Here is a 14494-nt window from a genome sequence, read left to right on the forward strand (position 1 = left end):
AACCGCTCGGACGCAGAATCGATTCCCGCGGTGCCGCCGCGTCCGCTCACAGCGAACCGGCGAGGCCGGCAGACCGGGGAACGTTAGTCGAGATAGTCGCGCAGCACTTGGGAGCGCGAGGGGTGGCGCAACTTGCTCATGGTCTTCGACTCGATCTGGCGGATCCGCTCGCGGGTCACCCCGTAGACCTGGCCGATCTCATCGAGGGTGCGCGGCTGGCCGTCGGTGAGCCCGAAGCGCAGTCGGACGACGCCCGCCTCCCGCTCGGACAGCGTCTGTAGCACGGACTGCAGCTGGTCCTGCAGCAGCGTGAAGGAAACCGCGTCCACCGCGACGACGGCTTCGGAGTCCTCGATGAAGTCACCGAGCTGGCTGTCACCCTCGTCGCCGATCGTCTGGTCGAGGGAGATCGGCTCACGCGCGTACTGCTGGATCTCCAGCACCTTCTCGGGCGTGATGTCCATTTCCTTCGCGAGCTCCTCCGGAGTGGGCTCGCGGCCGAGATCCTGCAGTAGCTCGCGCTGGATGCGGCCGAGCTTGTTGATGACCTCGACCATGTGAACCGGGATGCGGATGGTGCGGGCCTGGTCGGCCATCGCGCGGGTGATCGCCTGACGAATCCACCAGGTGGCGTACGTCGAGAACTTGTAGCCCTTGGTGTAGTCGAACTTCTCGACCGCACGGATCAGGCCCAGATTGCCTTCCTGAATGAGATCGAGGAACGCCATTCCACGGCCGGTGTACCGCTTGGCAAGCGAGACGACGAGCCGGAGGTTGGCCTCCAGGAGATGGTTCTTGGCGCGCTCGCCGTCCCGCACGATCCAGTTCAGATCGCGACGCATCTGCGTGGAGATCTTCTCCTTCTCGTCCTCGATGATCCGCATGCGCTCGACGGCGTAGAGACCGGCCTCGATCCGCTTGGCGAGGTCTACCTCCTCCTCGGCGTTCAGCAGCGCGACCTTGCCGATCTGCTTCAGATACGCGCGGACGGAGTCGGCGGACGCGGTGAGCTCGGCGTCCTTGCGGGCCTGCTTGAGGGCCTCGGACTCCTCGACTTCCTCGTCGTCGTCGTCCTCTTCCTCGGCGTCCTCGGCCTCGATCTCGGTGACCTCGACCTCTTCGGGCTCAGCGGGCTCCGCTGGCTCGTCCTCAGTGGGCTCGGCTGCTGCGGCCGCGGGCTCGGCCTTGGCCGCTGCGCGCTTGGCTGCCTTCTTCGCGGGGGCCTTCTTGGCGGGCGCCTTCTTGGCCGGCTCGGCGACAGCCGCCTTCTTCGCGGTCTTCTTCGCCGGGGCCTTCTTCGCGACCGTGGCGGTCGCCGATGCGGTTGCCTTTTTGGTCGCTGCCGCTACCACCTGAGGGCGAGGACCGGCGGTTGCTGCGCTGGCGTCCTCGGAGCCTGCTGAGGTTGGATGCACGCGATTCCTTTCGCAGAGTGAGCACCAGGCGACTTCGCGCGCGTCGTGACGCGAGTGGGAAAACGCCTGGACTTGGTACGGGCCGTCTGCGTGAACGGCGTGTGTGCCATTGTAACCGCGCCCACGTCGCAGGGGCGGCTCAAGGGTGCGTTGCCGAGCCCCCGGCGGCCTCGTGCGCGGCGAGCGCGGCGCCGGCGATTCCGGCGTTGTTCAGCAGCCGGGCGACCTTGATCGGCGTCCGGTTCTGCAGCAGCGGCACCCACCGGTCGGCCTTCTTGCTGACACCGCCGCCGACGATGATCAGGTCGGGCCAGAGGCCTTGCTCGAGCACCTGCAGGTAACGGCTGACGCGGCCGGCCCACTCCTCGAAGCTCAGGCCCTTGGTCTCCCGGGCCGAGCCGGAGGCGCGCTTCTCGCCGTCCTTGCCGTCGACCTCGATATGCCCGAGCTCGGTGTTCGGTACCAGCACGCCGTCCACCAGGAGCGCTGAGCCGATGCCGGTGCCGAAGGTGAGCATCAGCACGGTTCCCGGGACGCCGAAGCCGGCGCCGTACCGCACCTCGGCGACCCCCGCTGCGTCGGCGTCGTTCAGCACCGTGACTGGGACTCCGAGGCGCTCGCGCATGACGGCGGCGATGTCGACCCCGATCCACGCCTGGTCGATGTTCGCGGCCGTGCGTGCGATGCCGTGTTGGATCACTGCCGGGAACGTGATCCCGACCTCACCCTTGTGCCCGGCCTGCGCGACTACCTGGGCGACGACGTCGAGGACCCGCTCGGGTGTCGACGGCTTCGGGGTGTCGATCCGGAACCGGTCGCTGAGCAGCTCGCCGGACTGCAGATCGACCAGCGCGCCCTTGATCCCGCTGCCTCCGATGTCGATCCCGAATCCCTCAACAGTGGGCTTGCGCGCGGCCATCACGGCTCCTCCGTCACTCGTGGACCGGACGATCGGCCCGGCTCGTCCACCCTAGGATAGGGATCATGACGACCTCCCAGCGTGCCGTCGCCACCGTCGATCTGGACCACCTCTACACACTGGCCCGAGAGCTCGGGACCGAGGCCGCCCGGCTGATTCGCTCCGGTCGCGAGGCGGCCCTCCGCGACGTCGATACGAAGTCCGACCCCACTGACGTGGTCACGGCCATGGACCGTGCGTGTGAACGGTTGTTGCGCGAGCGGATCTCGGCGGCCCGGCCCGATGACGGGGTGCACGGTGAAGAGCACGACGAGCTTCCCGGCACCTCCGGGGTGCGCTGGATCATCGACCCGATCGACGGAACCGTCAACTATCTGTACGGCCTGAACCACTGCTGCGTGTCGATCGCCGTCGAGGTGGACGGCGAGCTGGTCGTCGGCGTCGTCACCACGCCCGCCGGCGAGCAGTTCCATGCACGCCGCGGCGGTGGCGCGTTCGTCGATGACCTACCACTGCACCCCGCCCAGCCACCGCGCGTCGGGCTCGCGCTGGTGGCCACCGGATTCGGCTATCTCACCGAGCGGCGGGCCCAGCAGGGCCAGGTGGTCGCCGCCCTGCTGCCGCAGGTGCGGGACATCCGCCGGCTCGGGTCGGCCGCGCTCGATCTGTGCAATGTCGCAGCCGGCAAGGTGGACGCCTACTACGAGTGGGGAACCCACATCTGGGACTGGGCCGCCGGCGTCGTGATCTGCCGGGAGGCAGGGGCCTGCGTCCGGCTCCCCGCAGACGACGAAGGGTTGGTGGTAGCGGCAGCGCCCACGGTCGCAGGCGAGCTCCACGAGATCCTGGACGGGCTGATCTCGCCCGAGTGGGGCGTACCTGCCTGAGCGCGATATTCCCGTGCTGCGTGGTCTTTACGCGCGTGCGGCGCTCATCGACGGGGGTGGAAATCGACGTTCTTCGATGAGTGAGGGAATCGCTGGGGCGCTTTCGTACCAGAACCTGGCCCCACAGATGGGCAGCTATCTCTGGGACACGCCACTAGCGGGCGCGCAGCACGAAGGCGGCATGCACCGGCCGGCCCCGAGAGTGTCGGTTCCCCTGCGGCGAGAGCATCAGCATGAGGTCGTCGTCCTGGGGGTAGTTCGGGTCGTAGACGGCGAAGATCGAGCGGTCCTCGCCGTCCTCGATCAGGTCGTAGGCGAGCACGACGTGGTGCGCGGTGAGCCCGAGGGGACTGCGGCTGAGCGTGCTCACCAGCGCGACCGGCACGGGCTCGCCGTCCGCGAGGGCACGGGAGATCTGGCCGCGGGCGCGCTCGCTCACCGACGCGCGGGCCCGATCGGCCCCGGGCCGCTGCAGTCGCAGGTACTGCACCGGGGCGGTCGGAACCTGGAAGCTGCGCAGCTGTGCGGCGAAGACCCGGCTGAGATCCGAGCCGCCTGCGGGGGGCGCGCCCTGCCGCCACCTGCGCAGGGAGTCAAGCACCATCCCGCCGCAGAGGCCTCCGGTTACCCGGGCGACCGGCACGCGGCCGACCCGGATCGGCAGCCCGACGGTGCTCAGATTCGAGACCTGGCAGGCGTTCTGGCTGGGCCGGAAGCGCTCGGACAAGACCACGCGGCCGACTCAGCCGTCGTCGCCGGGGCGTGGGCAGCCGGCGACGTACGAGGCCTCTTCCTGCACCAGCTCCTGTACGGCGGTCGTGGCCGCGTTCACGTCGGCCAGGCCGGCGTAGGCCTGTCCGGCGATCACGGTCAGCGTGCCGTCAGTGATCTGGTTGGAGCGGTCGACCTCGAAGTCGGGGAAGTGCTTCTGCAGCACCTGAGCCTTGAACTCACTGCCGGTGCCGTACTCGATGCGACCAGCTCCACCGACCCCGTCGTCTCCGCCGTAGTTTCCGATGTCGAGCACCGTGAAGCCGCGGGCAGCCATCTCCGCCTGGATCGACGCGGCGAGGCCGGCCTGCTGCGAGCCGTTGAGCACATAAACCTGGATGTTGCCCATGTTGGAAAGATCGGCGATCTGCTGCTCGCTGGCGGTCAGCGTGCACGGTGCGCTGTCGGTAGCCTGCCGGTCCTCGTCGCGCCGGATGACGTTCCACCACACGGCCAGCGCCAGGATCGCCAGGATCAGCAGGAAGATCAACGGCGGCACCGGCCTGCGGCCACCGGGACGTCGAGGGGCCTTGGACTGGCTCACTGGTGCTCCTGACTGCTGGCGTTGCGGACGTGCTCGACGAGTGTCAATTGTGCCTCCTCGGCGTCTGCGGATCTTGGATGACACGCCTGTGACCTGGACGCTGGCGCAGGCCGCGTCCCTGGTGTACCCTCGCGCGGTCGGGGCCGAGTCCGCGCTCTCGGCGCCCCTAGCCACACGTCCTTGTGCGAGATCCCGGAGTCCCACGGGTCTTGCGTCCCGAAGACCCAGGAGAGTACTGAATGGCCACCGATTACGACGCTCCCCGCCGCAACGAAGCAGACGAGATGGGGGAGGACTCGCTGGAGGCGCTGAAGGCCCGGCGTGCCGAGACCCAGTCGTCCTCCATCGACGTCGACGACGCCGATCTCGAGCCGGTCGAGCTGCCCGGAGCGGACCTGTCCGCCGAGGAGCTCACCGTCACCGTGGTCCCCAAGCAGTCCGACGAGTTCACCTGCAGCAGCTGCTTCCTCGTGCAGCACCGCTCTCGTCTGGCCAGCCAGAAGAAGGGCCAGCTGATCTGCCGGGACTGCGCCTCCTAGTCCTCCAGCCCGCTGAGCTCGTCATCCTCGGCCGTCGCCGTCGCACACGCGATGAGGGCGGCCGAGAGTCGTTCCGGGTGCCGAGTGCTGACCAGCGCGAAGGGCGGGTCGTCGGTGACGCACACGATCCGGACGGAGGTGCGCACCCATGGACGGAGGAAGGTCAGCGCGGCCGGATCGCCTGCCGGCCCGGCGTACTTGCGGGTGTTGCGCTGATCGAGTTCCTCCACGCTCGCGATCCGCGAGCACGAGAGCGACCATCCGCCGGTGCGCACTGACCCGTCGGCCACGGCGACCTTGGACAGGCTCAGCAGCCCGAGGAAGATGATCCCGAGCACGATGGGGATGCTCGCCGTGAGCGGGATCGGCCACGGGAACAGCGGCGCGACCTCCAGCCCGAGGATCAGCATCATCGCGGTAACTCCCGCCCACCAGCCGATCGGCACGTACAGCCGTTCTGAGTACGTGGGTGGACCAGGCGTCGATGGTGCGGGGGACATGCCCTGAGGGTAGCCTGCCTGGCGTGAGCGACCTGAGCATCCCGATCCGGCTGTGCCCGCAGGCGCAGCCTCCTGAGTACGCGCATGACGGCGACGCGGGCGCGGATCTGCGGATTCGCGAGCCGGTCACGCTCGCTCCGGGCGAGCGTGCACTGGTCGGCACCGGGGTCGCCGCCGCCATCCCGCCCGGCTACGTCGGTCTCGTGCACCCGCGGTCCGGGCTCGCTCACCGGCACGGGCTGTCGATCGTCAACGCACCCGGCGTCATCGACTCGGGATATCGCGGCGAGATCATGCTCAACCTGATCAACCTCGACCGCAGACACGCCGTAACCTTGGAGCCGGGCGAGCGCGTGGCCCAGCTGCTCGTGCAGCGGGTCGAGATCGCGACCTTCGCCGTAGTCGAGGAGCTCGAGACCAGCGAGCGCCGGGACCGCGGCCACGGCTCGACCGGCCGCTGACCACGACGTAGAGGAGCAGAGTTCCGATCATGTTCGGGCGACGCAACAAGATCGACCGCACCCTGCGGGAACGCGGCGTACCACCCGAGGTGGAGCAGACCGTCGACACAGCGGACGAGGCGACCACGGGCCCGTTCGACATCCGGGACGCCCCGGACAGCCTCGAGGGCTACCTGGACTTCGGCGCGCTGAAGGTGCACATCACCTCCGACTTCGAGGTCCGCCTGGAGATGTCGCAGGGCGGCGAGCTCAACGGGATCTCGCTGCTGCGCTCGGGCAGCATCATGCAGCTGGGCGTATTCGCCGCGCCGCGCTCGGGCGGCGCGTGGGAGTCGATCCGCGAAGACATCCTCGGCGAGATCAAGAAGACCGGCGGGTCGGTCTCGGAGGAGGCGGGCCGCTTCGGCCCGGAGATCATCGCCACGCTCAAGAACCCCGCCGGCGACCAGCCGGCGCGCTTCGTCGGCGTCGACGGACCGAGGTGGTTCCTTCGCGCGCTGATCGCAGGCCCGGTCGCGCACGACGATGCCCAGGTCGAGCCGTTCTACGACGTGCTGGCCAAGATCGTCGTCGAGCGTGGTGCCGAGCCCAAGCCGGTCCGCGAGCCGATCACTCTCCGGCTGCCGCAGGCGCTGGTCGACCAGGTCGAGCAGGCGGCTCAGGCAGCCCGCGAGCAGGCCGTCAGGCAGCAAGGCGGTCAGTGATGACCCGCACTGCGGACGGCGGCGTCTGGGCGCGGCTGATGCAGCGGATCACTACCGAAGCCGACGACCTCGACGCCCAGGACCTGGCCAAGACGACCGAGAAGCAAGGCGCGCGCCCGTGCTCACGGGCCGAGCCCGGCGAGATCGTGACGGTCGCGGGGCGACTGCGCTCGGTTGTCTACACGCCCAGCGAGAGATCGCCCGCGCTGACCGCCGAGCTGTTCGACGGCAGTGGGGCAGTGCAGCTGGTCTGGTTGGGCCAGCGCCGCATCCCCGGCATCGAACCCGGCCGGCAGCTGACCGTCCGCGGCCGCGTCGCCGAGCGCGGCGGCCAGTGCACGATCTTCAATCCGTGGTACGAGCTGCGGCACGGATGAGCGAGCCCTCGGCACAGCCCAAACGTGCGACGACTCCCTCGGACGCACCCGCCATGCGTGACCTCGTCCTCGAGTCGCTCGGCGGGTGGCGCGGCTTCATCGACGCGGGGCTGCCGGCGCTCGCGTTCGTCATCGCCAACGCGATCGGCGGGCTGACCCCGGCGATCTGGGCCGGTGGCATCGCCGGAGCGCTCGTCTTCCTCGTCCGGCTGGTGCGCCGGGAGAACCTGCAGCAGGCCTTCTCCGGACTGATCGGGCTCGGGCTGTGCATCTTCATCGCCCGCCAGACCGGTGAGGCGAAGGACTTCTTCGTGTTCGGAATCATCCGCTCGGGCGTCGTGGCGCTCGTGCTGCTGCTGACGGTCATCTTCCGCCGGCCGCTGGTCGGCTACGTGTGGAACTTCTTCAGCCCGGTCGAGGGCGGATGGCGCAACGACCCCCGGCTCGTGCGGGTGTTCGGATGGCTGACCGCGGCGTGGGCGGGCGGCTTCCTGCTGCGGTTCCTCGCCGAGGGCGGCCTGTACCTGGCCGAAAGCACCGCCGGGCTCGGGGCGATTCGCATCGCTCTGGGCTACCCGTTGACCTTCGGCTTGCTGCTGCTGTCCTATCTCGTGGCGAGCAAGGCGACCGGCCAGCAGCGACGGCTGCGATTGCCCGGTCGCATCGGCCGGTAGCGGGCCTCCCTACCGCGCGGCGCGTCCGCGGTGCTGCCGTTGCGGCGACATCAGCGCGCGCAGCTCCTCTTCCGCCTCGTCGTTCGCGACGAACAGCAGCTCGTCGTCCGCCTCCAACGGTTCGTCGGGCGTCGGCACGATGACGCGCTCGCCGCGCAGGATGGTGACCAGCGCAGTGTCACGTGGCAGTTCCACGTCGTCCACCGAGCTGCCGACCATCGGGTGGTCGGCGCCCAGGGTGATCTCGACGAGGTTGGCCTCGCCGGTCCGGAAGCGCATCAGCCGCACGAGGTCGCCGACCGTGACCGCCTCCTCGACGAGGGCAGCCAGCACGCGCGGCGTGGACACTGCCACGTCGACCCCCCACGCCTCGTTGAACAGCCACTCGTTGCGCGGGTCGTTGATGCGTGCGACGACGCGGCCCACGCCGAACTCGGTCTTCGCCAGCAGGGACACCACCAGGTTGACCTTGTCGTCACCGGTCGCCGCGATGACGACCGGGCAGCGCTGAAGCGCCACCTCCTCGAGCACCGACAGCTCGCACGCATCCGCGTGCACCCATTCGGCCTCGGGCACATAGCTGGGCTCGAGGCGGTTCGCGTCCTTGTCGATCAACAGGACGTCGTGGCCGTACTCGACCAGCTCGAGGGCGATGGAGCGCCCGACCGCGCCGGCTCCGGCGATGGCTACCCGCACTATTCGTTCGCCTCCGGCGGCTCGAGCGCAGCCTGCAGGGCCGCCGCATGGTTCTGGTGGGCGATCAGCCCGTACAGCGTGTCCCCGTGCTGCAGCACCGTCGAGTCGGTGGGCACGATCGCCTCCCCGAAGCGGGTGAGAAACGCCGCCCGGATGCTGGTCTGCTCCTCGAAGTCGGTCAGTCGGCGTCCGACCCACCGGTCGTCGAAGACCACCCGCGACAACGAGACCGAGCCAGTCGGGTCGCGCCATACCTGCTCGCTCGACTGCGCCATGAGCTCGCTGAAGAGCCGGTCGGCGGTCCAGGGCACCGTCGCGACCGTCGGGATGCCGAGCCGCTCGTAGACCTGGGCTCGCTTGGGGTCGTAGATGCGGGCGACGACATGCCGCACGCCGAAGATCTCCCGGGCGACGCGCGCGGAGATGATGTTCGAGTTGTCGCCCGAGGAGACAGCGGCGAACGCGTCCGCTTTCTCGATGCCGGCGTCGATCAAGGTCGCCCGGTCGAAGCCGTTGCCCTTGATCTGGGCGCCGCGGAAGCGGGGGCCGAGGCGGCGGAAGGACTCCGGGTTCTGGTCGATCACCGAGACGGTGTGGCCGAGCTCGTCGATGCGCCGGGCCAGCGCGGTGCCGACCCGCCCGCAGCCCATGATGACGATGTGCACTGCACCCCTCTTTCGCCCGCACGAATAGCCTTGCGCGCTCAACGGTAGCGCGTGCCCGAGCAGCCGCAGCAGAGCTCCGTGCGGACGCGGACGGCCCGAGTAGTGTGTCCTCCGTGGCAAGCGCAGGTTCGGTCCTCAAGCGGGTGCTGGTCGGGCGCCCGTTCCGCAGCGACTCACTGGGCGAGACGCTGCTGTCCAAGAAGCTCGCGCTGCCGATCTTCGCCAGCGACGCAATGTCGTCAGTCGGCTATGCGACCCAGGAGATCATGCTGGTTCTGGCCATCGGCGGGGTGGCGCTGTACCACCTGACCGGGTGGGCGGCACTGGGCGTCATCGCCGTGATGGTGGTCGTCGTGGCCTCCTACCGGCAGAACGTACGGGCCTACCCCAGCGGCGGTGGCGACTACGAGGTCGCCACCGTCAACATCGGCCACAACGCCGGCCTGACGGTGGCCAGCGCGCTAGCGGTCGACTACGTGCTGACCGTCGCCGTGTCGATCTCCTCCGGCGTCGACCAGCTGACCTCGGCGTTCAACTCGCTGCGCCCGTACAAGCTCGAGATCGTCGTCGGCATGATCCTGCTGATCGCGCTGGTCAACCTGCGCGGAGTGCGGGAGTCCGGCCGGGCCTTCGCCATCCCCGTCTACGGATTCGTCGTCGCGATCCTCGGCATGGGCGTATGGGGGCTCGTTCGCACGCTCAGCGGCGACGAGCTGCGCGCGCCAACTGCGGATTACGAGGTGCACAGCGCGACTGCGGCGCCGAGTGGGGTCCTGCTGGTCTTCCTGGTGCTGCGGGCCTTCGCCTCCGGCTGTACGGCGCTGACCGGCACCGAGGCGATCGCGAACGGCGTCCCGGCGTTCAAGAAGCCCAAGAGCCAGAACGCTGCCACGACGCTGGCCATCATGGGCGGGCTCGCGGTGGCGATGTTCGCGACGATCACCACGCTAGCGATGCACACGCAGGTCCGGGTCGTCGATCCCGAAGAGGGCTTCCTCACCGCGCCGGACGGCACGATAGTGACCGGCCAGGACACGGTGGTCGCGCAGGTCGCCGAGTCCGTCTTCGGCCGCAGCGCGCCGTTCTACGTCGTCACCTTCATGACGACGATCATTCTCGTGCTCGCGGCGAACACGGCGTTCAACGGCTTCCCGGTGCTCGCCTCGATCCTGGCGAAGGATCGGTACCTGCCCCGGCAGATGTACGCGCGCGGCGACCGCCTCGCCTTCAGCAACGGGATCCTGCTACTCGCCGGCGCGGCTCTGGTGCTGGTCATCGCCTTCAACGCGAGCGTCAGCAAGCTGATCCAGCTCTACATCATCGGCGTGTTCGTCTCGTTCACCATCAGCCAGTTCGGGATGGTCCGGCACTGGACCCGTCACCTGCGGACCGAGCGCGACCCTGCCGGGCGGGCCCGGATGCGCCGCTCACGGGTCATCAACTCGATCGGGCTGGCGATGACCGGGACCGTCCTGATCGTCGTGGTCCTGACCAAGTTCGTCCGCGGTGCCTACCTGGCCGCCATCGCGATGGCGCTGATCTTCCTGGTGATGAAGGGCATCCGCCGGCACTACGACCACGTCGCCGACGAGCTGCGGGTGCAGCCCGACGAGACCAGGACGTTGCCCAGCCGAGTGCACAGCATCGTGCTCGTCTCGAACCTGCACAAGCCGGTCATGCGGGCGCTCGCGTTCGCACGCGCCACCCGCCCAGACAGCCTCGTCGCGCTCACTGTGAACGTCGACGACAACGCGACCCGCAAGCTCCAGGAGCAGTGGGACCGCTACGACATCCCCCTGCCGCTGGTGATCGTCGAGTCGCCGTACCGCGACATCACCAAGCCCGTCATCGACTACATCAAGCGGATCCGCCGCGAAGGACCACGCGACCTGGTGATGGTGTTCGTCCCCGAGTACGTCGTGGGTCGCTGGTGGGAGAAGCTGTTGCACAACCGCAGCGCGTTCCGGCTGAAGAGTCGGCTGCTGTTCATGCCGGGCGTGATGACCACGAGTGTCCCGTGGCAGCTGCAGTCCGCGAAGGGCCTCTCTCCCGAAGAGCCGCCGTGGCAGCGGCCGGGCAGCCTGCGCCAGGGGATCGACGCCGCCGGACGACCACTACCGCAGCCGCGTCGTGACTGATCGGTCATGGGCGGGCCGCAGCCTCACGGTCGAGATCGGGCAGGTAGCGCACGGCGGTCACTGCGTCGCGCGCCACGAGGGCAGGGTGCTGTTCGTGCGGCACGCTCTGCCCGGTGAGCGCGTGCGCGTCGTGGTGACCGAGGACCGTGGTGGGTCGTTCGCGCGGGCCGACGCCGTCGAGGTGCTCACGCCAAGCAAGGCGCGAGTCTCCCCGCCCTGCCGGTACGCCGGACCCGGCCGGTGCGGCGGGTGCGGCTGGCCGCACGCAGCCCCCGCCGCCCAACGCGAGCTGAAGGCGTTCGTCGTCCGCGAGCAGCTCCAGCGGCTTGCCCGGCTCGACGTCGATGTCGTCGTCGAGGCCGTCGAACCGGCGCCGCTGCACTGGCGCACCCGCATGCAGTACGCCGTCCGGGACGGCGTCGTAGGACTGCGCGCTCACCGCAGCCACGAGGTGATCGACATCGATGGCTGCCTGATTGCCGTACCGGACGCGGACGTCTCGGTCGCACGGCCCGCGCTTCGGTCGGCGGCCCGCTCCATCGAGCTGGAGAGCGGGGACGCAGGCGGTCCCACGGTGAGCGTGGTCGACGGCCGCGGCCGCCGACAAGTGGTCTCCGGCGGGCCCCAGCGCCATCGGGTGCGCAACCGGTCCTTCGAGGTCAGCAGCGGCGGCTTCTGGCAGGTGCACGAGCGCGCCGCGGACGTGCTCGCCGACACCGTTCTCGCGATGGCCGGCGCGAGGCCGGGGGAGAGCATCGTCGACCTGTTCTGCGGCGTGGGGCTGTTCACGGCCTTCCTCGGTGAGCAGGTCGGCGCGGGCGGCCGGGTGCGCGGATACGAGGGCGCCGCCAGCGCGGTGCGGGACGGCGTCCGCAATGTCGCCGACCTGCCACAGTGCCGGATCACCCGCGCAGCTATCGACGCTCGCACCGTGCAGGGCATCGATGGGCTGGCCGACGTGGTCGTGCTCGACCCGCCCCGGACCGGCGCCAAGAAGGCGGTGGTGGAGGCGATCTGCGACCTGAGCCCGCGCGCCGTCGTCTATGTCGCGTGTGATCCGGCGGCGCTAGCGCGCGATGTCGCTAGCTTTGCCGCGCGAGGTTGGCGGCTCGAGCAGTTACGCGCGTTCGACCTGTTCCCGATGACGCACCACGTCGAGTGCGTAGCGCTGCTGCTCCCTGGGTAGGGCCGACACGACCGGTTGACGCCCTGCGTCCTCGGCCGTGACTCGCTTAGACTAAGAGATCTGCCCAGGTCGCCCGGATGAGAGGAAAGGTCCTCGTGAGCTTGCTGTCGACGATTAGCTCTCCTGCGGACCTCCGGGCAGTACCGGCTGAACGGCTTCCCGAGCTCGCGCAGGAGATTCGCGACTTCCTGGTCGAGAAGGTTGCCGTGTACGGCGGGCATCTCGGTCCCAACCTCGGTGTCGTCGAGCTGACCCTCGCCCTACACCGCGTCTTCGATTCACCCCGCGAACCGATCGTCTGGGACACCGGCCACCAGGCGTACGTGCACAAGATGATCACCGGGCGGCAGTCCGGCTTCGACGCACTCAAGCAGCGCGGCGGGCTCTCGGGTTATCCGTGCCGGGGGGAGTCCGAGCACGACTGGTCGGAGAGCTCACACGCCTCGGCGTCGCTGTCGTACGTCGACGGGCTCGCCAAGGCCTACCAGCTGCAGGGCGACCCGCGGCCCGTCGTCGGGGTCATCGGGGACGGCGCGCTCACGGGCGGAATGGCCTGGGAGGCGCTGAACAACATCGCCGAGGGCGACCGCCCCGTGGTCATCGTCGTCAACGACAATGGCTGGTCGTACTCGCCGACGATCGGGGGGCTGGCCAGCCGACTCGCGGCGCTGCGGCTCACCCCGAGGTACGAGCGCACCCTCAGCCGGATGAAGTACAAGATCAGCTCGACGCCGGTCGTCGGCCCGGTCGTGTACGACGCGCTGCACGGCATGAAGGCCGGCATCAAAGACATGGTTGCCCCGCAGGGCATGTTCTCCGACCTCGAGATCAAGTACGTCGGGCCCGTGGACGGCCACGACGAGGCTGCCGTGGAGCGGGCGCTCCAGCTGGCCAAGGAGTACGGCGCCCCGGTGATCGTGCACTGCGTGACCCGCAAGGGCGCCGGCTACGCCCCCGCCGAGAACGACGAGGAGGACCGGCTGCACGGCCCCGGCGCATTCGACAGCAGGACCGGCAAGCTGCTGGCAGCGGCCGGCCTGACGTGGACCGATGTGTTTTCCGAGGAGATGGTGCGGCTCGGCGAGCAGCATCCCCGGGTCGTGGCCATCACCGCCGCGATGCTCTACCCGACGGGGCTGGCGGCCTTCCGCGATCAGTTCCCCGACCGGGTGTTCGACGTCGGTATCGCCGAGCAGCACGCGCTCACCTCGGCGGCCGGCCTGGCGATGGGTGGACTGCACCCGGTCGTCGCGCTGTACTCGACCTTCCTCAACCGCGCCTTCGACCAGCTGGTGATGGACATCGCGCTGCACCGGCAGCCGGTCACGATCTGTCTGGACCGTGCGGGCGTCACCGGCAACGACGGCCCCAGCCACAACGGCGTGTGGGACATGGCGCTGGTGAACAACATCCCCGGCGTCCGGATCGCCGCGCCACGCGACGGCGAGCGGCTACGCGAGCTGCTGGGCGAGGCGGTCGCCGTTGACGACGGGCCGACCGTGCTGCGGTGGAACAAGGGCGCGCTCCCGGCGGACCTGCCGCATGTGCACCGGGTCGCCGGCTACGACGTCCTCGCTCGCGGCGAGCGCAAGGACGCCGCGATCGTGTCGGTCGGCGGGCTCGGGCACGAGGTCGTGGCGGCTGCCGAGACGCTCGCGCGCCAGGGCATCGGCGTGACCGTGCTCGATCCGCGCTGGGTCGTCCCGGTCGCCGATGAGCTCGTCGAGGAACTCCGCGGCTACCGGCTTGTTGTCACTGTCGAGGACGGCATCCGTCAGGGCGGAATCGGCTCCGCGGTGGCCCAGGCGCTACGCGACCGCGGGATCGACGTCCCGAGCCGCGAGATCGGCCTGCCCTGCGTGTTTCCGCAGCATGCCTCACGCGGCCAGGTGCTCACCGAGTACGGTCTGGATGCGGACGGGATCTCGCAGCAGATCGCCCAGTGGTTCGCCGCGGTACGCGGACCCAGGGATGCCGCCCCAGTACGACTAGACCGAGCAGCATCAGAAGGAGAATGA

The 14494-nt window shown here is 69.4% G+C and carries 16 protein-coding genes; 9 read left to right on the top strand and 7 right to left on the bottom strand.

Annotated elements, in window-relative coordinates; genetic code table 11:
• Nucleotides 1–83 precede the first annotated feature (83 nt).
• Nucleotides 84–1415 (bottom strand): RNA polymerase sigma factor, encoded by a 1332-nt coding sequence (locus DAA40_RS00830; RefSeq protein WP_106847862.1) that lies wholly within the window; start codon nt 1413–1415, stop codon nt 84–86.
• 139 nt (nt 1416–1554) lie between these two features.
• Nucleotides 1555–2334, bottom strand: coding sequence for a polyphosphate--glucose phosphotransferase (gene ppgK / locus DAA40_RS00835; protein ID WP_106847863.1), 780 nt, complete (start codon nt 2332–2334; stop codon nt 1555–1557).
• A gap of 65 nt (nt 2335–2399) precedes the next feature.
• Here ppgK and DAA40_RS00840 point away from each other — a divergent pair, with 65 nt between their 5' ends.
• Nucleotides 2400–3221 carry an inositol monophosphatase family protein gene (locus DAA40_RS00840; RefSeq protein WP_106847864.1) on the top strand — a complete coding sequence of 274 codons (822 nt, stop codon included), beginning with the start codon at nt 2400–2402 and terminating at the stop codon, nt 3219–3221.
• A 154-nt stretch (nt 3222–3375) separates the two neighbouring features.
• Here DAA40_RS00840 and DAA40_RS00845 read toward each other — a convergent pair whose 3' ends face one another.
• Entirely contained in the window at nt 3376–3954 is a 579-nt protein-coding gene (locus tag DAA40_RS00845) for a hypothetical protein (RefSeq protein WP_106847865.1), read from the bottom strand.
• 9 nt (nt 3955–3963) lie between these two features.
• Nucleotides 3964–4536, bottom strand: a complete 573-nt coding sequence (locus tag DAA40_RS00850; protein ID WP_158716151.1) for a LytR C-terminal domain-containing protein — start codon at nt 4534–4536, stop codon at nt 3964–3966.
• Between the two features lie 239 nt (nt 4537–4775).
• On the opposite strand from DAA40_RS00850, the gene DAA40_RS00855 reads away from it, so the two are divergent.
• A complete protein-coding gene (locus tag DAA40_RS00855; RefSeq protein WP_106847867.1) occupies nt 4776–5075 on the top strand; it encodes a DUF4193 domain-containing protein in 300 nt (99 codons plus the stop codon).
• On the opposite strand, the gene DAA40_RS00860 is transcribed toward DAA40_RS00855, so the two are convergent.
• Entirely contained in the window at nt 5072–5575 is a 504-nt protein-coding gene (locus DAA40_RS00860) for a DUF3093 domain-containing protein (protein ID WP_106849175.1), read from the bottom strand. The two genes, DAA40_RS00855 and DAA40_RS00860, sit on opposite strands and share 4 nt — an antisense overlap.
• 23 nt (nt 5576–5598) lie before the next feature.
• Between DAA40_RS00860 and dut the strand changes: the two genes are divergently transcribed.
• Genes dut through DAA40_RS00880 form a run of 4 tightly spaced genes read left to right on the top strand, consistent with a single transcriptional unit; the run spans nt 5599 to nt 7791 of the window.
• The gene (dut, locus tag DAA40_RS00865) at nt 5599–6036 is read left to right on the top strand and encodes a dUTP diphosphatase (protein WP_234356179.1); all 438 of its coding nucleotides are present in this window, start codon (nt 5599–5601) and stop codon (nt 6034–6036) included.
• 29 nt (nt 6037–6065) lie between these two features.
• Complete coding sequence (locus DAA40_RS00870) at nt 6066–6740, top strand: DUF3710 domain-containing protein (RefSeq protein ID WP_106847869.1); 675 nt, start codon at nt 6066–6068, stop codon at nt 6738–6740.
• A complete protein-coding gene (locus tag DAA40_RS00875) occupies nt 6740–7117 on the top strand; it encodes an OB-fold nucleic acid binding domain-containing protein (RefSeq protein ID WP_106847870.1) in 378 nt (125 codons plus the stop codon). Before DAA40_RS00870 ends, DAA40_RS00875 begins: the two co-directional genes overlap by 1 nt.
• Nucleotides 7118–7170: 53 nt before the next feature.
• Nucleotides 7171–7791: a DUF3159 domain-containing protein gene (locus DAA40_RS00880; RefSeq protein ID WP_158716152.1), complete on the top strand. Its 621-nt coding sequence runs from the start codon at nt 7171–7173 to the stop codon at nt 7789–7791.
• A gap of 9 nt (nt 7792–7800) precedes the next feature.
• On the opposite strand, the gene DAA40_RS00885 is transcribed toward DAA40_RS00880, so the two are convergent.
• Together DAA40_RS00885 and DAA40_RS00890 are read right to left on the bottom strand one after the other, a co-directional pair.
• Entirely contained in the window at nt 7801–8487 is a 687-nt protein-coding gene (locus DAA40_RS00885; RefSeq protein ID WP_106847872.1) for a TrkA family potassium uptake protein, read from the bottom strand.
• The gene (locus DAA40_RS00890) at nt 8487–9152 is read right to left on the bottom strand and encodes a TrkA family potassium uptake protein (protein ID WP_106847873.1); all 666 of its coding nucleotides are present in this window, start codon (nt 9150–9152) and stop codon (nt 8487–8489) included. The genes DAA40_RS00885 and DAA40_RS00890 overlap by 1 nt, the downstream gene beginning before the upstream one ends.
• 113 nt (nt 9153–9265) lie before the next feature.
• Between DAA40_RS00890 and DAA40_RS00895 the strand changes: the two genes are divergently transcribed.
• From DAA40_RS00895 to dxs, 3 genes are all read left to right on the top strand, one after another.
• Nucleotides 9266–11290 carry an APC family permease gene (locus DAA40_RS00895; RefSeq protein WP_106849176.1) on the top strand — a complete coding sequence of 675 codons (2025 nt, stop codon included), beginning with the start codon at nt 9266–9268 and terminating at the stop codon, nt 11288–11290.
• Nucleotides 11283–12476: a class I SAM-dependent RNA methyltransferase gene (locus DAA40_RS00900; RefSeq protein ID WP_106847874.1), complete on the top strand. Its 1194-nt coding sequence runs from the start codon at nt 11283–11285 to the stop codon at nt 12474–12476. The genes DAA40_RS00895 and DAA40_RS00900 overlap by 8 nt, the downstream gene beginning before the upstream one ends.
• 95 nt (nt 12477–12571) lie before the next feature.
• Complete coding sequence (dxs, locus tag DAA40_RS00905) at nt 12572–14494, top strand: 1-deoxy-D-xylulose-5-phosphate synthase (protein ID WP_199849442.1); 1923 nt, start codon at nt 12572–12574, stop codon at nt 14492–14494.

It is taken from the genome of Blastococcus sp. Marseille-P5729 (assembly GCF_900292035.1).
Classification (GTDB): domain Bacteria; phylum Actinomycetota; class Actinomycetes; order Mycobacteriales; family Antricoccaceae; genus Cumulibacter.